This is a genomic window from Bacillus sp. SIMBA_154 (genome assembly GCF_046536015.1).
Taxonomy (GTDB): Bacteria; Bacillota; Bacilli; order Bacillales; family Bacillaceae; genus Bacillus; species Bacillus pumilus_P.
This window is the reverse complement of sequence record NZ_JAWJBV010000004.1, coordinates 207006-225346: the sequence shown is the minus strand read 5'-3', so window position 1 is coordinate 225346 and position 18341 is coordinate 207006. Positions and strand designations below refer to the sequence as shown.

The following is an 18341-nucleotide window of genomic DNA, read 5'->3' as shown; positions in this document are numbered from 1 at the left end:
TCAATACATTTCATTCTTCATACATACGTTAAAAATAAAAAAGATTGTAGAAAAACATGAGTTTCTCTACAATCTGAATCCCTTTGAGAAAAGGGATTTTCTTTATGCACCCGACTCACTCTGTTCTTGCTGCGTGAGCTCTTGTAATCTTGTTAAAATTCTGCGCTTTCGATATTGCATCATGCCTGTTTCGGCAATTCCCTTTAACTGCGAGCGATTGGAGACTGCTCCAAACAAAATCCCCGCAATTGGGACAAGCTGAAACAGCTTCTTCCAGCCAAACGAATCTCGGTAATTATAGACCACTTCACGCCATCCTTGAATTTGAGAGATCATGTTTTCGTGCTTTCCTTCGGACGCACGGTAGCTCTTCAGCTCTTTTAGTATCGACTTTTTCCCAACGACATCAGCAGAGTTCAGCTGTAAACATTTAATGATAAATACCCGTTCTTCCTTGTTTTTAGGATCATAGCCATAGGTGACGGCAATATCCTGTAATGTTTTTAAGGAGAGGCCCAGCACCGCAGGAATATCTGCCGCTAATGTAAACATGCCGCCGACACCTGTTGTCGCACCTTGCATCGTGGCGAGATTCGTTCTGTTTTTCCCCATATGTTCACTAATGGCATCCATGACTTCAAGAGGGGCTTTTTCAATATCTTCTATGCACTGAATCGATTCGTCAGCACATTTCTTTTGAAATTGATGGATGATGCCTTTTTCTGATGTCAAATAGGCGCCGCCTGATTGGATGTAATGCCCCATTTCATCAAGTAGAACACCAATTTTTTTCTGAATAAAGGCAGGAGTCAGCTTGTCCAGCATTTGAAATGGAAGCCGGCTGAGTTTCTCCCAAAACCACGCCTTCTGCTGTTCTTTCTCCCATATTTCAATCTCCTTTAATTGCGCTTTTAGCCAATCTCTTTCCTCCATACCATTTCCTCCTTAGATGCCGTTGAAGTATTTGTCTGTTATTATACACAATCCTTGTCCATCATACGTATCAAACATCGAAGCGGTTCCGAGAGGTTTTAAACCCTTTCAAAACGGTTATTGCTTAATAAACAATCAAAAGAGGAGTGATCAACATGTTAGGATTTCTTATTTCATTAGTTGTGGCGATTGTCATTGGCCTCATCGGCAGTGCACTCGCTGGAGGTAGTGTACCAGGAGGATGGATCGGTTCAATGATTGCCGGGCTTGCAGGCGCTTGGATTGGTCATGGATTACTTGGAACGTGGGGTCCTAGTATTGCAGGCTTTGCGATCATTCCAGCGATCTTAGGAGCAGCTATTTTTGTTATTATTTTAAGCCTGATCTTCCGCAGTGTTGGATCAAGGGTTTCTTAAAAAAAAACGAAAACAGAGGAAGCAAAGGGATAAAATGATCTTGATTTTAGCTCTTTGTCTTCTTTTCAGCGTGAATGAAAACCTTTGCAGTCTAGGAAGGACGAGTACCGGAGCGGAGCGAATTGACATTCGTGAGCACCGGCGCGCAGGACTGACAACGAATGCGAGGGTTTGTCTACACGCTGGCACCGCCTAAGAGGCGGTGTTTTTTTATGTATTGATTGACATTGCATCTATTTTTTTCACTTACATATGATAAACAAACCTATTAGTTCAGATAGTTGACTTTTCATGAAGATGGGCATATGATGATTAAAAATTGCATCGAGGAAACTTTTTGTGCCCTAGCAAAACTTTGTAGAATCTAGGTGATGACATATGACAAACAAATACATCGAGGCACAGGCACACATGTCAGCGGCTGCTGAGCGTGCACTTGAAGGAAAGGTCAAAGGATTTAGAAGGCTCCTTCCTTTTCTCGGCCCTGCTTTTATCGCAGCTATTGCTTATATTGATCCAGGGAATTTCGCCACCAACATTGCTGCTGGCTCAAAATACGGGTATCTTCTCTTATGGGTCATTCTCATATCGAATCTCATGGCTTTGCTTATCCAATCCTTGTCCGCAAAGCTTGGAATAGCGACAGGTAAAAATTTACCTGAAATCGCACGTGAAGAGTTTCCAAAGCCCGTCTCCATCGGTTTATGGATTCAGGGTGAGCTCGTGATAATTGCCACAGATTTAGCTGAGTTTATCGGGGCTGCACTTGGTTTATACTTACTCTTTCGTATCCCCCTGCTTGAAGCATCAATTATTGCAGCCATCGGATCATTTGCGATTTTAGAGCTGCAAAGACGGGGATATCGAGCATTAGAAGCAGGCATCACTGGTATGCTGTTCGTTGTAGTGATCGCTTTTGCTGTGCAAACCTTTGTCGCAAAGCCAGATATCGCAAGTGTTGCAGGCGGACTTTTCATTCCGAGGTTTGATGGAACAGATAGTGTGCTGCTTGCAGCTGGCATTTTAGGTGCCACTGTGATGCCGCACGCAATTTATTTACATTCAGCTTTAACCCAAAGACGAGTCGTCGGCAGAACAGAAAAAGAGAAAAAACAAATTTTTCGCTTTGAGTTTTTAGACATCCTTATTGCCATGCTAGTCGCTGGGGCCATCAATGCCAGCATGTTGATTGTAGCAGCCGCTTTATTTTATAAAAATGGTCTCTTTGTTGAGGATCTGGATGTTGCGTTTCAGCATTTTGGTACACTCGCAGGTCCTGTATCAGCCATCTTATTTGGTGTAGGTCTGCTTGTAGCCGGGCTTTCCAGCTCTTCTGTCGGTACACTGTCAGGCGATATTATTATGCAGGGATTTATTCAATACCGCATCCCGCTGTATGTACGCCGGCTGATTACCATCATTCCCCCTATTGCGATCATCGCATCTGGGGTGAACCCAACATCTGCGCTTGTGATGAGTCAGGTGGTACTATCTTTTGGTATAGCCTTTGCTTTAATTCCGCTCATTTTGTTTACAAGTAAAAAACGAATTATGGGCGAATTGACGAATGCACGCTGGGTGACAGGAATATCTTGGGTGATAGCAGCTCTTGTTGTAGCACTTAATCTCTTTTTAATTGTGAATACGTTTATGTAAAAGACAGTGATGATGCTGTCTTTTTCTTTCCATTTGGTTATGGTAGAATTTTCCCTGAGAGGATGTGGTCACATGTTTTTTTATCAGGATCAAGATCTATCCATGCGGCTGCTTGAGCCTAGAGACGCAAGAAGTTTGTATCTGCTCATCCAGCGGTCAAGAGAGCACTTACGTGAATGGATGCTTTGGGTGGATACAACGCAAACAGAAGAAGACAGCATGGCGTTTATTCAAGGTGCAATGCAGCAAGCCTTGCAGAACAACGGCTTTCAAGCCGGCATATGGTCACATGGAGAACTCGTCGGCATCATTGGCACCCACCAGATTCATTGGATCAACCGAACCGTTTCCATTGGCTATTGGCTCGGAGAAGGCTACCAAGGAAAAGGCATCATGACAAAAGCGTGTAAAGCCGTCATTCAATATTTATTTGAAGAGTGCGGACTGCACCGCATTGAAATCAGGGCCGCTGTCGATAATCAGAAGAGCAGACGCATCGCAGAGCGATTATCCTTCTCTCTTGAAGGCATTTTAAGACAATGTGAATGGCTGGGCGACCGCTTTACCGATCATTGTGTGTACGCACTTTTACAGCCTGAATATATGGAACAAAAAGCGCATTCGATGAATCAGTCCACTTAATTGTGTCAATTACATGAATGATTTTACAAAGTGAAGCTTTATGGTATCCGTTGTGATCGGCATCTGATAAAATAGAAGGAAAAATCGAGGTATGATGTATGTCTCTTATTATTTTATTTTACTTATGGATTGTCCCTTTATTATTTGGCATTTTCTTCTCATTTTTAACAAAGAAATCCACATACAAACGCCGTTTTGTCCCATCATACAGCATGGCAGGACTCAGCATCGTTTTTCTGATTCTGGCACTCGTCTTTTCAGCCAGTCATTTTCTATTCATTTGCGGTATGTTCCTTTTTGCCACAACACTTGTCGGCACAGGCATTCCTTTATTCTTGGCCTTTACAAAAACACCATCATAAACAAAAACCACCTTTTCACGATGGAAAGGTGGTTTCTTTATTATTGATGTGGCATTCGGTATGTAATAGATGCACCTTGATTTTCTTCAATCGTCTTCACAATGTCTTGAAGGATCTCTGCTGCTCGATCATTTGAGTCATACTTGCCGAGTATCTTTGTCCAAGAATCATTTCCCATGATCCCTTCAATTTTTTTCCCCTGTACTGTGACTTCATTGACTTGGACCAGGCTTTGCTGGTTTTGTGTGAAAATCCATAGCATGGTTGATTCTCCTTTTTGATCTGAAATGATTTCTACCTGCTTTTTGATAATAGTACTTTTTTTCATTTTAAAGTTTCTTAACAAATAATTCATTTGAACATTAATCAATCATTGAACTTTTCAGCATATGTTAAATCTGATTCACTGGGTTCTGCCTTTTGCTCTTTCACATTTCCATTTGAGTAAAATTCAACATACTTTCCCTGCTTAACACCTTGCTCTACATAGAAATAACTTTGAATATTTCCGTTTTCATATTTATCATAAGCTAAGCCCGTAAATAGTTTTTCTTTACCATCTTGGGTATATTCTACAATCGCTAGTTCGTAGGGACCTCCATACTCTAGAAATTCTTCAAACTCGGTACCACTTTCTATAATGAACTTCTTTGTCAATATATCATCCGCATGTAAACTCCTTACAGTTTATAACTTTCATATTTACTATTTTTGCCCCCAAATACCTCACTCATAAAATTCTGTTCGCTCTACGCACAATCTAAAACGAGAATCATCTGCCACTAAAATAAAATCCCCATATTCACTTTCGTTTGTTCGAGAACATGATTTAATGTCGTTTAAGCTCTAATTACAAAAGGTTTTGAAATTAAAAGTTCCTTTAACTATTCATAGTGTGCATTAATGAAATATTCATTGCTCAAACTTCATTCTTCAGACATAGCATCATCGTAATCCTGTAATTCTTCCATTATTTCTTTTAATCGATCAATATTATTTATAAATTCTTCGTAAGGAATTTCTTGATAATCAAATATTCCTTCACCATATTCATCACTATCATATATTTTCACAACTGCACCTAGATTCAATAAATGATCAACTAACTCTTTTAAAATTTCCATATTATCAATATCATTTGCATCCGTTTCAGCAAAGAAATCTTTGTTTTCCATCTTATCTTTTATCTCTGTAATCCCTAAACCAGTGTACTTTCTTAACGGTACTACAAGTTTATTAGTTGGACCTTGAGGACTGATTTTAATTGCTAATTTACTCATCTATCTTTCCTCCTTGCTAAAATTCCTCTAAATAGTTTGGATTAACAGGTCTACCAGGGGCATTTTTGCTATAGCTCCCTCCATGCCAACCCTTTAAATGTTCTCTACTAGTAACAGGATAAATTAATTCTCCCCTATTACAAATATGTGGATAATTCATAGCATTATAAGTATGATGTCCAATTATTGATTTCCCATTATATTGAGGTTTTTTACTTTTTAAAATCTCTTGTTTTTGTTCAATAGTCCAATTCCTTGTTGTAGATTCTCCATCTAAAATTCTTTTCTTCTCTTGCTTCCAGAATTCAGTAACCCCCGTTGCCCTTCTTTTTGAAAATCTTCTATCCCATTGATATCTTTTGTATTCTTCCTTTGTGACTGTACGATTTTCAATCTTTTCTTTTATTTTTTTCTGCTGACTCCTATTTAAAGATTTATAAGGTGTAATTTTTGCAGTTAAATCAAATTCTACTTTCTGTACCCTTTGAGTAATAATCTCTTCTCCTACCGCTACTTTTTTATTACTCAAAGCATTATTTGTACTCTTAACCCACATCTTCCCATGAAACCCTTTCGCTCCAAACGGTAAAAGCATTCCAAGTGCCGCGTTCATACTTGCTTCCTGCTGTTCTTTCGAGACCTTGTTTCCAAACATGTCACGACCCGTAATCGCTTCGCTGAAGCCGTTGGTTGCGGTGAGGCCATATAAGCCTTTTTGGGATGTTTTTAAGGCGTCAAAGGCCTTTTGTGATGTCTTGTAAATGTCGACTGCTCTGACTGCGGCTGATGTGGCTTGGGTGGTTTTATAGACGGCTTTACCCCCTTTAAAAATACGGCCTGCCCAGCCGACGATTGGGATGTAGCCTGCTGCGGCCATACCGCCTGCGGCGACTCGCTGGCCTGCGGTGAGCTGTTCTCCTGTGATCGGGTCTACACCGGTGGCGGCACGTTTTGCATCGTTTACGCCTGTCAGTTCATTGACGATATTTCCGCCATAATCGAGGGCTTTTTCATACCAAGGACGATTTGCGAGTGCTTCTTGTTCTTTCGCGATCTCGCGGGCTTCTTCTTGTTCTTCTTTAATTTTAAGATATTCAGAAGTTTGCTTCTCAATATCGCTTTTTGCCTTGTAAATTTCACTATTTTGATACGCTTTCTTGTCAAAATTCATAGGCGAAATGGATTTTCCGTCATTTGTCGCATTCATCATTTCTGCGTACAATGCCATTGTAGCCTTCTGTTCTGTCTCTGACAAAGCATATTCATCTTTTAAATTTTGATCAAGCTCTATCAAATCTTTAACCGTCTTTTTCCGTTCGTCTTCTGCATCTTCGATCTTTTCATCAAATGTTTTGCTATCAAATATCTCCAAAGAAATGAGGTCATCAATGTCTTGAAAAATGGTTTTAAGTGCCTTTTTTTGATCTTTTACAATGCTTTTGGCATTTTTGATTCCCATGTGAACAGCGTTATCTAAAAAGTGTTCCTCCACAAAGGTATCGCCGCCAAAGCTCGTATCATCAAGTGTACCAGAAACACCTTCATGAAAGGCTTTTTGCTTATCAATGAAACTGATAAACATGTCTACATTTCCAGCTAGTTCTTTATAAAAGCTTTTAATGTTATCGGCGCCTTTTCCAGTGAAATCATCACCAAGGTTTGCCACGCCCTGTAAGGCTTTTTTCAAATCAGTCATTTCTTCACGGAGTGCCTGATAATGTTTTGCTCTTGTATCCATGGCACTTGTTAGTGCTTTTGCATCAAGTATCTTGCCCAGAAAAAGCCACTCCCTCCATTATTGATCATAAAGTCTATTTTACCTTTCTCAGCTAATTGGAAAAATAGGCTATAAGTTACAAAAATAATTACCTAATATTTTTAGAGAAAATAAAACAAGTGACAATTGAAATGATTTTGCTTATTCATCACAAAAAAAGTCAGCCCCCTTTTCAGAGGACCGACTACGGTGTGTTTAGAAAAAGCGTTTTAGACTTTTCTTGAGTGGAGGGATATCCAGTTCACCTTTTTCAAAGAATTTTTTCAATAAGTACTTACTAAAGCCTGCTGCTTGTGTATACGTAATTTTCCCAGGTAATGGCGGTTCATTGGTTACAGAGACATCAATAATGACTGGTTTATCCGATTGAAGTGCTGTATCAAAGGCTGGTGCCAGTTCTTCATGTGATGACACTGAGATTCCTTTGCCGCCACATGCTTCTGCAAATTTTGCAAAGTCAATATCTTCTAGCGCTATACCGTAATTGATGTTTCCCTTTACCTGTTGTTCATATTCAATCATTCCAAGGTTGTTGTTGTTTAAGATCACGACAACGATCGGCAGGTTATACTTTACAGCTGTGACGAAGTCTTGCATGACCATTGTGAAGCCTCCGTCACCACAGACAGCAATGGCTTGGCGGTTCGGTTCGTTTAACTTAGCTGAAATCGCCCCAGGTAAACCACAGCCCATTGTTGCAAGCCAACTTGAAATAATAAAATCTTGTTTTTTCATTTCGAAATGACGTGCCATCCATACAGTCACATTACCGACATCAACTGAAAGAATGGCATCGTCTTCGACTGCTTCTTCTAATCTAGCGATGACTTGCTGCGGTTTAAGTGGTGATGTTGCAACGGATTTTTCCTTATCCATTTCTTCTCGCCACTTCATCATATGCTCTGTGCAAGCTTCAAGAAAACCACGCTGCTCTTTGTATTCAATATAGGAGGTCAATTCATGCAAACCACTTTTGCTGTCACTTACTATTCCCACTTCTACCGGATACCTTTTACCAATTTGATCTGGCTTTATGTCCAATTGAATAGCAGGTATATCCTCCGGTAAGTAGTCCCTATATGGGAAGGAGGTTCCAAGCATGATTAAGAGATCACATTCTTCCATCGCTTCATATGCCGGCTTCGTTCCAATTTGACCTAGGCTTCCTAAGAAGTACGGATGCCTGTCTGGAACAATTCCTTTTGCAGGAAGTGTGATTACGATAGGTGCAGCAGCCTTTTCTGCAAATGAAAGAAGCTCTTCTTTCGCATTTCTTAATCCTTTACCTGCTAAGATGACTGGCTTCTTCGCATTGTTAATGAGCTGAGCAGCCTTTAACAGTTGATCTTTCTTTGGCCTCACCTCCCCCTCTACATAAAGAGGGGATGTATAAACAGGTTTACGCTTAATTTTTTGAGAAAATAAATCATCTGATACAGTGAGAACCGCCACGCCTTTATGAGTATAAGCTGCTTTGATGGCTTGATTTAATAAGTCTGGCATAGCCTCTGCTGTTTGTACCTGCTGATTGAAAACAGCTACGTCGTCAAACATCCGCTCTAATTTGATTTCTTGAAATGCGTCTCTGCCTACTTCGGTCGAAGCAACCTGCCCTGCAATCGCTAAAACGGGGGCACCATCTGCTTTTGCATCATATAGTCCATTTAATAAGTGGACAGCACCTGGTCCAGCAATTGATAAGCAAACACCGAGTTTACCAGTTAGTTTGGCATCAGCTGCTGCTGAAAGTGCTGCCACTTCTTCATGTCTCGTTTGTATGAATTGTATTTGGCTTGATTCATGCCTTAGTTCTTCAATCAATTCGTTTATACTGTCGCCGGGCATTCCATAAATATGTTTCACGCCCCACTCTTCCAGTAGCGCTGTTACTTCTTTTCCTGCGGTTCTTTGCGGCATGTGTGAAAACTCCTTTTTTCTTACTCCATACCACCGCACCCTTTTGGTCAAACGTTTCAACTTGCTCCTGTTACTTTTTAAAATGATATGGAAGGGTGGCGACAATAATATCCCGCTTCCATAACAAACGGAATCTTAATAAAAAAGCAGATTGATTATGCAAGATGGTATGCCATCTTTTTTTCGGGATAAATTGAGGCACGAGCACCATCACTTTGTATTGATGCGCATTTGCTTTTGCCTCAATCGTTTCAAGAAATTTATCAAGAGGGTGAATGAGACTTCGATAAGACGAATGTAAAATCACAAGACGCACATCACTATTCAGCTTTTCCCAATCTGCTTCAATCCTCTTGTCTTTCTCTTTATCAAAGGAGACGTGAACCGCTATGACCTGCTCTGATAAGGATTTTGCATATTGAACAGATTGTTCGACGACACGTGTTACACCTGCTATTGGTACGATGACTACATTTCCTTTGATCTCAACAGGCTCTGTTTCATTCAGTAAACGTAGTTGTTCTCCTACAGACAGGTAATGCTTTTTGATGGAATGAAACATAAATAGAACGATTGGCATGAAAATAAAAACTGGCCATACAAGATGGAACTTGGTCAAAATGAGAATCATGAGAACCGTGAAAGAAATAAGTGCTCCCAGTATATTAATTGGCATTTTCATTTTCCAGCCCTGTGGTTTTTCACGAATCCATTTGACACACATACCGGTCTGAGACAAGGTAAATGGAATAAATACACCAACAGCATATAACGGAATCAGGTGTTCAGTTTTCCCATCAAACAGCCAAATAAGCAGCATGGAGGCTACGCCTAAAAAGATAATGCCATTGGAGTAACCAAGTCGATCTCCTCTTACTGTAAACATGCGCGGCATATATTTATCTTTTGCTAAGTTGACAGCCAATAAAGGAAAGGCTGAAAAGCCGGTATTTGCCGCTAATATCAAAATTAACGCCGTGACAGCCTGAATAACATAATAGAAAAACGTACGTCCAAATGTGTCTGATGCAATTTGTGACACAACCGTTTCTTCTGGCTTTGGCGAGATGCCAAAACCAAATGCAAGCAGTGTCACACCTAAAAAGAGAACGGCCAGTAATCCCCCCATCATCAGTAATGTTCTCGCTGCATTTTGTGCAGCTGGTTTTCTAAAGGATGGAATCGTATTTGAAATGGCTTCTACTCCAGTCAGAGCAGAACAGCCAGACGAAAATGCTTTTAATAAAAGAAATAATGTAATGCCTGACACATGTGTGCCAAATGCTGTATGCTCAGGTGCTGGCGGCACTTGCCCTGTTAATAGTTTAAAGCCGCCGACTCCAATTAAAATGAGAAGTGAAAATACAAACAGGTATACAGGATAAGCCAGAATAGATGCCGACTCCGTCAACCCACGAAGGTTGAGCACCATAATCACTATGACCAATACAATAGAAATCAAGACGTGATATGGATATAGTGCTGGAAAAGCTGATGTGATGGCATCGGTACCCGCTGAAATGCTCACTGCTACAGTCAAAATATAATCTACCAGCAATGATCCACCAGCGATCAGCCCTGGTTTTTCACCTAAGTTCCTGCTAGAGACGACATATGCCCCGCCGCCTTCTGGATAAGCATAGATAATCTGGCGGTAAGATAGAATTAACGCCATTAAAAGAATGAATACACAACCTGAAATCGGGAGTGAGTACCAAAACGCTGCCGCACTGACGACTGATAGAACAATCAAGATTTGTTCTGTACCGTATGCAACTGATGAAAATGCGTCTGATGACAATAATGCCAAAGCTTTGATTTTTGATAGTTTTTGTTCTCCTGCTGCCTGTGATTTTAATGGTTTACCAATTAAAATACGCTTCATCAAACTGTACATGTGATGCCCGCTCCTTTAGTGTCAAACGATTTAAGTTACAAAAGATCGATCACCAAAAAGACACAGAGGCAATAGAATGCCCCTGTGCCTATTGTTTAGATCACAGGTTGGTCTTTGCTCTCTTTAACGCTTACGAGGTTAGCTGACGGATTCGGGCGCATGAGACTTTGCCCTACCTGAAAAGGATTCACCCCACGTGGTTTTTATACCACAATTGGTTCCCCCGCTCATCGAAATGATTCAGCGATTGGTCTTTTATAAAAGAGATCATACTCCCGTTCGACACCAAAGTAAAGAGATTTTTTCAAGGTCTTTTGATCGTTTATGACTCAGTCTTTTTGCGGTTTTTTCGTAAGAAATAGATAATCATCACTAGCACAAAAATGATGAGCGCAGCTATACATGCAAAGTAGATCCAAGACTCACTGCTGCTTTGTTTTTCACCTATTTTCAGATTGCTTGATGTGCTGCTGATCGTTTGATGATTAGAGAACATGTCTTTGTTTTTGCTCTCTATCGCAACTGTTGCGGTCTCTGTATTTGTTTGGAGGAAATGAATCACTTCATTTGACACATCAGCTTCAGCTGCATTCATTCCTGAAAAGACTATCATTGTCTGTTCTTTATTCCAAACAGATGGCTGCGTCCATACAATACGAGCAGTTGTTTCGTTGATCATGCCAAAAGAGGATACATCATATTGTTCCTTTTTCGTCGGAACGATCAGATCATTCGCTTTTTCTTTTAAAAGAGAGAACGTTTGAATGCCCCCGATGAAAATGAGAGAGTGATTCTTCAATTGTTCGTTTGTCACATTAGAGGCTTTGATCAAATGATATTGAGCAGCTGCTGGCTGACTAAATGATTCTGTGAGCATCGCCATTTGATTGATCGTTTCACGGTTGATTTGATCCGGCATGATGATCAATGTTTTTTCTTGCTGAGCCTTTGAAGTGAAAGGAAGCGGCCATACAGCTAAATCCGGTGTATCACTAGTTGTTCCTTCTGGAATTTGAAGAGAACTGTTCTTGTCAATGAAAATCCAGCCTTCTTCATCCGTATGTCTGCAGGATTCCATGTTTTTAAAACCAGTTGTGACAAATTGCAAATCAATATATTCATTTTTTTGAAGTACGTGTGAATCGACTGGAATAGACACATGATAGAATCCATTCTCATCTTTGTTTCCTAGTTTTGTTAATGGTACGTCGTGCGGTTCGTCATTGATCATAACAGTTAGGCGTTCTGCTTTGTTCGCTGCATCAGATTTTTTAAATGACAGATTTAGCTTGGCGCCTGATTTTCGGTTAGCAATCAATGCTCTCGGATAATAGTAGTGATCAGAAGCCGTCTTTTTGGTCCCAACAGTGACATCATCTCCGCCAAAATCTTTTAAACGGATATGGTGAGATGGCTTAGAGGTTTTAGCTACGACCTTTTGAAGCATTAAGTCCGTACCAGTAAGTTGACCTGTCAGTTCTGGTTGAGTGAGAACATTGATTTTTTCAGCAATTGTTCTTGGCTGGTCAGCTGTGACAAATAAGACGGGCTGTTCTTTTTTCTTTGCTGTCAGGGTTCTTACCGCTAACGTGAGAAGATTACTTTCTGTTTTGATTTTCGCAGTTTGCTCAATCGATTTGATCCTTCCATCCCAGCTTCTTTTCGCCCCAATAGCAATGGTTGGATGCGCGATTTGCTTGCTGTCCTTCTCCTGAATGAGTTTGATGTCCGCTAGGCGGTCTTTGTTTTTCAACGTACGGTATACCTTGATGGCTGCTTCTAATTCAGCCTCATCTGGTGTATTTGGAAGCACAATATTTGTTTGCTCTTTCTGATCACCTGTTTGAATGAAAAGTGATGGGAAGCTGTCTAATGTGAGGTCTTTCGTTTGAATGCCTTTGAATGCCAGCTTACTTTCAGGATATACCTTCAGCCAATTGGCAGGTGTCTCTTGATTGATACACACACCTTCTTTTAAGACACCGTAAAATGCGAGCTGAATCCGATGAGATCCTTTTTTCAATTGCGCTTTGTTTAATTTGATTTGAATCGATTTCTTTTGGTTTTTCCCTGATACAGGGATGGTCTTTTCAATCTCTCCATCAACCATAACAGTGAATGAGGATGGTGAAATGAGTAATGGTGAAGCCTCTATATTCAATGTAAGAGTGCTAGACTCTACTTTTTCTTTCTCAACTTGATAGGAAAATTCAGTGCGGTCTTCTTGTCCGTATAAGGTCACCACATCTTCTGTTAGATGCTGCGTTTCTGCTTTACTTCCTTTTGATGAACGTACCCAATCATCTTTCACCTGCACTTGATCTGATTGCGCCATTGCTTGACCTGCCATGAAAAAAGGCTGAATGGCAAGGGATAATGCCAATATAAAAATTATCCATTTTACCGATTTCAATTTGTCACCCGCTTTTCTTTTGTTGTTGATCGTAACGCTCAGTTTTGTACCATTTCACTTCTTGTTTCAATAATCGGCTCTTTGCCTCTACACATAAGGAGTACACAACAAGCGCAATCCATACTTGAGAATAGGTGAAGTACATGAGAGCCACAATGAGAATGTTCTGTTTGGTCAGCTCTGTTTTCTCAATACTCAATGTAATCATCACTTCTGTTAGAAAGAGGAAGAAGGCTAATCCCCATAGAATCAGTGCGACAGCCCCTACAGATAAGTGAAGGTCAACAAATAAGTTCACGATAAATATGCCATTTGAAAGCAGCACACCGAAGAAAAACAAGAAATACGTAAAGAAAAAATAAAATAAATCGAAAATCATTCGTTTTCGTTTCAGCTTCATAAACTGCCTTAAAAATTTAAGTACAACATATTGATTGCCTCTAGCCCAGCGCGTTCGCTGCCGCCACCAGACCTTCCATGTCTCAGGCTCTTGTTCCCAGGTGATCGCAGCAGGGAAAAATCGAATTATATATCCAAGGTTATATACACGGATCGTTAATTCGGTGTCCTCGGCCAAAGCATGCACATCCCAGCCTCCAAGCTCTTCCAAGATGTGCCGGCGGATCGCGAAGTTTGTGCCTGGTATTGTCGCAATGCCAAACCACTTCCATCTCCCGCCCTGCGCCATCCATTGAAAGCAGATGGTCTCAATATTAATAAATTTGGTAAGCAGGTTTTTGGCTGCATTGATGACCCTGAATTTCCCGACAACAGCGCCAGCTTTTGGATCATTCAATAACCCAAGAACTAAATGATAGACAGCCTTTTGTTCAGGCGTGTTATCTGCATCATATACACAAATCATTTCTCCTGTAGAAGCCTTCAAGCCTTCATTCAGTGCAGAGGATTTCCCCTTTCCTGCAAATGGCGGCTTCGTTTCAATCATATGGACATGATCATATTGCTCACTGAATGATTGTACGATGTCTCCTGTGCGATCAGAGGAATTGTCATTAATTACAATGATTTCAAGAAGATGTTTTGGATAGGATAGCTGAACCATGGCTTTTAACGTTTGCCGAATGACCACCTCTTCATTATGAGCAGGAATAAGGATGCTGACTGTCGGCAGCTCTTTCCCTTGTTTCGTCCATTTAGGCAGCACTTTTTCGTAGGTTAGATAGTGCTGAAAGCCGCCCTGCATCAGAAACATATGGTATAGGAGCATGATCCAAATCAGTATTAATGAAAGATAAAATAAAACATCAGCCACCTGATTTTCTCTCCTTAAAAATTCGTTTTTTCATTGTCAGCCTTAAATACAATGTGTAAAAAGCAAATGCCACAATAAATAGCAGCACCACCACTGTGAGAATTCGCAGCATATTTTCCATGCCGCTTCTCTTGACAGTTTTTGTTTCTGCTATGTTGGATTGCTGTACTTGAATATGTCCATTACCTGAAGTTTTGATCTGTACATGTGCGGTTTGGACAGTCTGTTTTGTTTTCTTTAAATCCAGCCATTCACTAGAAGGGATCGCCTCCATCTGTGTCATCAGATCCTGTAAACCATCTACCCCCGATTCCACATCATAGGACATCCCAATCATGGCAGATTGAAGATGCTGCATGGATTGAATCGTTTGTTCCGTCAGAACGTTTGAATTCTCTTGGTCAGACGCTGTATCTACACGCTGTTCAGGATATAAGGTCATGCCATGGAGCATGGCTGGTGTCGTCATAAATGGCGGTGCACCACTTGTTTTCGATGTGCGGTCCGAAAGCTGCACCTGCCCAAAAAGACTTGAAACATGCCGAGAAATCACTTGATAGCCTTGTTGAGATATGGCATCATGCGGCACCTCGAATGCAAGTGGATATAGTCCTTGCTGCGTTAGAAGCTCAATGCCTTTTGTCAGCTTTTCCTCTGTATAGATGACTTCTTGGTGCAGAGCGGATTTGGTATAAGCATCAAAGTCTTTTTCATTCGGAAAATGGCTTTTACTCAGCTTCTTTTCGGCTTCATTCGGTTCATTTGAAGTAATGGCCTGATCGTACTTTGCATCCCAAAACTCAAAGCCTTGACCAGATTCCTCGGTTCGATACGTACGGCTGAATCCATGAAGGATCACGCTAGCTCCATTGCTTTGCAATTGTTTTAACGCATGCACAAGCTGAGGTCGTTCACTCAGTGTCACTTCATCACCTGTTGCCGAATCAATCCATACTGGGGTCACCGCTATCAGAAAAGGAACATGCCGGGCGGATACGTATTGTCCAAGTTCAAGCAGCTTCTTCTCGTCAGTGACTGGACTGATATTCCCCAGCCGTAAGTATTTTGTCGTCATTTGATCAGAAGACGGCAGGAGTGTTTCTAGCACTTCTGCAAGAAGCTTGTTGTGCTGCACTACATCTAAAATTCCGATATATGCCGCACTTTCTTTTGTTTGAACCACAAATGGCAGAGCAGCTTGATTTTTCTTCAATAGAAATTCACTTCGCAGATCTGCCCCTTGAACCGTTAGTGCTGTAATACCTCTCTCCAGCTGACGGTAGGTCTGATCATGTGTATATTTGATTTGACTGGTGTGATCTTGTTTTTGAAAAGTGAGCTTGGAGAACGTGCGAAGCTGTTCCGCATTGTATCCAATGGCCATTAGACGTTTTGATTCGTTGATCGCACGAATGGTTTGTTTTGGTAAGGTTTTTTTTACTTCACCGATATAGATGACTTGCTGAAATTCATTGAGCTTTTTTTCAGCGGTTTGTTCATCTGATAAAACTGTCGTTTGTTTGGAAAAATGACCGACGAGTAAATCAAGCATATGAACAGCTGGAGTCGCTTCCCCCGATTCTGTCGAATAAATAATGAGGGTATCCGGCTGCGTGACAAGAGCATCGGCTAAAGCTATATGTTTGAACGAGAGCATCGAAAAAAGAGCAATCAACAAACCGCATTTCATCAAAGGATTAAAGTTCATTCATTATCATCTCGTTTTCTAGTTCTTCTAAAAATTGCTCTGGTGTTCGATAGTCCGAGCTGCTTGTTAAATGACAGACATGGAATGTCAGGGTCACTCCACGACCGTTCAGTAAGACATGCGTTTGCAGTTTATCCTTTAGCTTATCAAGGACGACAGAGACGTTTTCTTCAGGTGTGTGGGTGAGCATCAGACCCATTCGTTCTTCAGATATTCGAAATTTCTTATCGGTTTCTCTCACACTCTCGCGGATCTTGATACTCAATTGCTGAAAAAGGTGCTGCATTTCTTTTTCTCCATATAATGATTTGAATTCCGCTGCGTAGTGCATATGAAGAAGGATAAAGACAAATGGCTGTTTGTATCGTTCTGCCCGTTTCATTTCCTCGGACAACTCCAGCTTCATCCGCTCTGCATTGTCAAATCCTGTTGTTGAGTCAATCGCCACAAATTGTTTGATGGCCTGCTTTTGTTGTTCATTGGTGTGACGCATCGTCTTGATACGCTCATGCATGTTCCCTGCTGAAATAGCGAAAAAGAGAAGTGCCACACCCCAGATCACAACATCTTGCAATGTTTGATTGGAAAAGAGCAGATTCGTGAGTCTAAGCTCTGAAAAGAACATGACGCTTCCTATAAAAAACAAAATAAGTAAGGTAAAAGTTAATGCTGGTAAAATACCAAATAAAATGCCGCATCCTAACACGACAAATGTCAGCGCGATGATCATGAAACTCTCCGCATCATGTACGTTTAAGTAGCCCATAAACAAAATAAGACCTGCAAACGTGAGGAGCAGAGAATAATACAAGCGATACGTGTTACTGAATAACCGATTCATTTAGAAGCTCCCTTTCTGCAATAAGAGGCAATAAGTTATCAAAAGAGTGTGTGTCTTTTTCGTTCATGTATCCTCCGTAATAGGGCTTAAGAGGATCTTGGATTTGTAATTCTTTCATTCGGTAATAGACATCTTTTGCAAAATCCAGCTCGTTTTGATTGAGAGCATATAAGATCACCAGTGCATATACCGAGGGCGATTCATACGTCACAGCTGGCTTCAAAGTGCTTAGTTCATATCGTCCGTACAATTTTCCTTCTTCTTGAAAATTTGTTTTCAGCCATTTCATGATCGCAGATGTATCAACCTGTGCACGTTCGGCATGGAGAGCCGTATAAAGTTGATCAATCAAGTTGATTTCTCGATCAAATGAGTAGGCTTTTTTCGCTATGTCATAGGATTTAGGAAAGAATCCTTTTTGTCTCGGTGCATTTTTTAGAATGGCCAATTGGTTGCTCATCGTTTGTTTCGTGAATATTTGGAGGGATACCAATTCTTTGATTGCTTTTGGGTCCATATATGAGAGTGTGATTGTGTGTGAAGTTTGCTTTGTCGATGCATCATAATAATCGGTGAGTATGCCCTTGAACATGTTGTTGTCTTTTAACGCTTGTGCGATTTCTTTCGCTGTGGTTTCATATGCTGACTTCTGCCACAATTGATCTGCCTTTTGAAGTGCTGCCACTACACGTAAATCATCGACTAAAGCATTGACCTTACTTTTTTGATGAGATTCAATTTGCCAGCTGAGGAGATCATGATCTAGTAAGAATTGAGTGTGCAGAACGTCTACCTGTTGATCAAAAGAGGCTTGATCTTTTTTTAGAACAAGATAATCCATCCAAAGTCCAAGCGATTCAGATAAATAGAGGTTCTGCTCTGCAAAAGAGGTGCGGATCATGCCCTGATCTGTCATTAAGTGGTGATTGATGAAATATTCTCCTGGCAATACAGGCTGTGCTGATTCTGGATGAGCTGGCTCTTTCTCCTGGTTCCAGGTACATCCGCCTAGTAGAATGACAATGAATATAACGATAGCCGTACGATGTATGGGTGTATCCATTCGTGTCCCCCTTTCAACTCCCAGTTCTCTTAGCATCTAACGATTTATTATAGAGCGTTTCTGTTTAAATTCAAATAAATATTTTATACCAAATTACGAGTCTTTTCGCATATGCATTCCCATTTTCAGAAAAAAAATATGCCGATATGCTTGATTGCACTGA

17 protein-coding genes and 1 riboswitch are annotated in these 18341 nt (G+C 40.7%); of the genes, 4 read left to right on the top strand and 13 right to left on the bottom strand.

Annotated elements, in window-relative coordinates:
• Positions 1-102: 102 nt before the first annotated feature.
• Positions 103-933, bottom strand: a complete 831-nt coding sequence (locus R0K30_RS09445) for an EcsC family protein (RefSeq protein ID WP_410610311.1) — start codon at positions 931-933, stop codon at positions 103-105.
• A gap of 155 nt (positions 934-1088) precedes the next feature.
• Here R0K30_RS09445 and R0K30_RS09440 point away from each other — a divergent pair, with 155 nt between their 5' ends.
• The 4 genes from R0K30_RS09440 to R0K30_RS09425 all read left to right on the top strand — a co-directional run bounded on the left by R0K30_RS09440 (position 1089) and on the right by R0K30_RS09425 (position 4009).
• On the top strand, positions 1089-1349 hold the full coding sequence (locus tag R0K30_RS09440; protein WP_099728438.1) for a GlsB/YeaQ/YmgE family stress response membrane protein: 261 nt from the start codon (positions 1089-1091) through the stop codon (positions 1347-1349).
• A 378-nt stretch (positions 1350-1727) separates the two neighbouring features.
• Positions 1728-3005: an Nramp family divalent metal transporter gene (locus tag R0K30_RS09435; protein ID WP_099728439.1), complete on the top strand. Its 1278-nt coding sequence runs from the start codon at positions 1728-1730 to the stop codon at positions 3003-3005.
• Between the two features lie 72 nt (positions 3006-3077).
• Complete coding sequence (locus R0K30_RS09430; protein ID WP_099728440.1) at positions 3078-3647, top strand: GNAT family N-acetyltransferase; 570 nt, start codon at positions 3078-3080, stop codon at positions 3645-3647.
• A 98-nt stretch (positions 3648-3745) separates the two neighbouring features.
• Complete coding sequence (locus R0K30_RS09425) at positions 3746-4009, top strand: response regulator (RefSeq protein WP_099728441.1); 264 nt, start codon at positions 3746-3748, stop codon at positions 4007-4009.
• 40 nt (positions 4010-4049) lie between these two features.
• On the opposite strand, the gene R0K30_RS09420 is transcribed toward R0K30_RS09425, so the two are convergent.
• The 12 genes from R0K30_RS09420 to R0K30_RS09370 all read right to left on the bottom strand — a co-directional run bounded on the left by R0K30_RS09420 (position 4050) and on the right by R0K30_RS09370 (position 18178).
• Positions 4050-4337 carry a hypothetical protein gene (locus R0K30_RS09420; protein ID WP_410610307.1) on the bottom strand — a complete coding sequence of 96 codons (288 nt, stop codon included), beginning with the start codon at positions 4335-4337 and terminating at the stop codon, positions 4050-4052.
• Positions 4338-4375: 38 nt separating this feature from the next.
• A complete protein-coding gene (locus R0K30_RS09415; RefSeq protein WP_257213891.1) occupies positions 4376-4666 on the bottom strand; it encodes a toxin-antitoxin system YwqK family antitoxin in 291 nt (96 codons plus the stop codon).
• A gap of 69 nt (positions 4667-4735) precedes the next feature.
• Positions 4736-4843 (bottom strand): YxiF family protein, encoded by a 108-nt coding sequence (locus R0K30_RS24035; RefSeq protein WP_419180196.1) that lies wholly within the window; start codon positions 4841-4843, stop codon positions 4736-4738.
• A 92-nt stretch (positions 4844-4935) separates the two neighbouring features.
• Positions 4936-5289, bottom strand: a complete 354-nt coding sequence (locus tag R0K30_RS09410) for a hypothetical protein (protein ID WP_099728444.1) — start codon at positions 5287-5289, stop codon at positions 4936-4938.
• A 16-nt stretch (positions 5290-5305) separates the two neighbouring features.
• The gene (locus R0K30_RS09405; RefSeq protein ID WP_410610304.1) at positions 5306-7027 is read right to left on the bottom strand and encodes a T7SS effector LXG polymorphic toxin; all 1722 of its coding nucleotides are present in this window, start codon (positions 7025-7027) and stop codon (positions 5306-5308) included.
• A gap of 234 nt (positions 7028-7261) precedes the next feature.
• A complete protein-coding gene (locus tag R0K30_RS09400; protein ID WP_410610302.1) occupies positions 7262-8983 on the bottom strand; it encodes a pyruvate oxidase in 1722 nt (573 codons plus the stop codon).
• A gap of 70 nt (positions 8984-9053) precedes the next feature.
• Complete coding sequence (locus R0K30_RS09395) at positions 9054-10880, bottom strand: APC family permease (RefSeq protein ID WP_410610300.1); 1827 nt, start codon at positions 10878-10880, stop codon at positions 9054-9056.
• Positions 10881-10992: 112 nt separating this feature from the next.
• A riboswitch (cyclic di-AMP (ydaO/yuaA leader) is annotated at positions 10993-11136 on the bottom strand.
• Between the two features lie 66 nt (positions 11137-11202).
• Positions 11203-13293: a cellulose biosynthesis cyclic di-GMP-binding regulatory protein BcsB gene (locus tag R0K30_RS09390; RefSeq protein ID WP_410610298.1), complete on the bottom strand. Its 2091-nt coding sequence runs from the start codon at positions 13291-13293 to the stop codon at positions 11203-11205.
• A gap of 4 nt (positions 13294-13297) precedes the next feature.
• Positions 13298-14521 (bottom strand): glycosyltransferase family 2 protein, encoded by a 1224-nt coding sequence (locus R0K30_RS09385; RefSeq protein ID WP_371930234.1) that lies wholly within the window; start codon positions 14519-14521, stop codon positions 13298-13300.
• A 37-nt stretch (positions 14522-14558) separates the two neighbouring features.
• Positions 14559-16274: a DUF2334 domain-containing protein gene (locus R0K30_RS09380; RefSeq protein WP_410610296.1), complete on the bottom strand. Its 1716-nt coding sequence runs from the start codon at positions 16272-16274 to the stop codon at positions 14559-14561.
• Complete coding sequence (locus tag R0K30_RS09375; RefSeq protein WP_410610294.1) at positions 16264-17115, bottom strand: diguanylate cyclase domain-containing protein; 852 nt, start codon at positions 17113-17115, stop codon at positions 16264-16266. The genes R0K30_RS09380 and R0K30_RS09375 overlap by 11 nt, the downstream gene beginning before the upstream one ends.
• Complete coding sequence (locus tag R0K30_RS09370; RefSeq protein WP_099726011.1) at positions 17096-18178, bottom strand: glycosyl hydrolase family 8; 1083 nt, start codon at positions 18176-18178, stop codon at positions 17096-17098. The genes R0K30_RS09375 and R0K30_RS09370 overlap by 20 nt, the downstream gene beginning before the upstream one ends.
• Between the last annotated feature and the right edge of the window lie 163 nt (positions 18179-18341).

What these genes read in the sequence shown, in the direction of transcription:
- R0K30_RS09445 (WP_410610311.1), bottom strand. Translation starts at nt 933, where the DNA reads ATGGAGGAAAGAGATTGGCTAAAAGCGCAATTAAAGGAGATTGAAATA.
- R0K30_RS09440 (WP_099728438.1), top strand. Translation starts at nt 1,089, where the DNA reads ATGTTAGGATTTCTTATTTCATTAGTTGTGGCGATTGTCATTGGCCTC.
- R0K30_RS09435 (WP_099728439.1), top strand. Translation starts at nt 1,728, where the DNA reads ATGACAAACAAATACATCGAGGCACAGGCACACATGTCAGCGGCTGCT.
- R0K30_RS09430 (WP_099728440.1), top strand. Translation starts at nt 3,078, where the DNA reads ATGTTTTTTTATCAGGATCAAGATCTATCCATGCGGCTGCTTGAGCCT.
- R0K30_RS09425 (WP_099728441.1), top strand. Translation starts at nt 3,746, where the DNA reads ATGTCTCTTATTATTTTATTTTACTTATGGATTGTCCCTTTATTATTT.
- R0K30_RS09420 (WP_410610307.1), bottom strand. Translation starts at nt 4,337, where the DNA reads ATGAAAAAAAGTACTATTATCAAAAAGCAGGTAGAAATCATTTCAGAT.
- R0K30_RS09410 (WP_099728444.1), bottom strand. Translation starts at nt 5,289, where the DNA reads ATGAGTAAATTAGCAATTAAAATCAGTCCTCAAGGTCCAACTAATAAA.
- R0K30_RS09405 (WP_410610304.1), bottom strand. Translation starts at nt 7,027, where the DNA reads ATGGATACAAGAGCAAAACATTATCAGGCACTCCGTGAAGAAATGACT.
- R0K30_RS09400 (WP_410610302.1), bottom strand. Translation starts at nt 8,983, where the DNA reads ATGCCGCAAAGAACCGCAGGAAAAGAAGTAACAGCGCTACTGGAAGAG.
- R0K30_RS09395 (WP_410610300.1), bottom strand. Translation starts at nt 10,880, where the DNA reads ATGTACAGTTTGATGAAGCGTATTTTAATTGGTAAACCATTAAAATCA.
- R0K30_RS09385 (WP_371930234.1), bottom strand. Translation starts at nt 14,521, where the DNA reads ATGCTCCTATACCATATGTTTCTGATGCAGGGCGGCTTTCAGCACTAT.
- R0K30_RS09380 (WP_410610296.1), bottom strand. Translation starts at nt 16,274, where the DNA reads ATGAACTTTAATCCTTTGATGAAATGCGGTTTGTTGATTGCTCTTTTT.
- R0K30_RS09375 (WP_410610294.1), bottom strand. Translation starts at nt 17,115, where the DNA reads ATGAATCGGTTATTCAGTAACACGTATCGCTTGTATTATTCTCTGCTC.
- R0K30_RS09370 (WP_099726011.1), bottom strand. Translation starts at nt 18,178, where the DNA reads ATGGATACACCCATACATCGTACGGCTATCGTTATATTCATTGTCATT.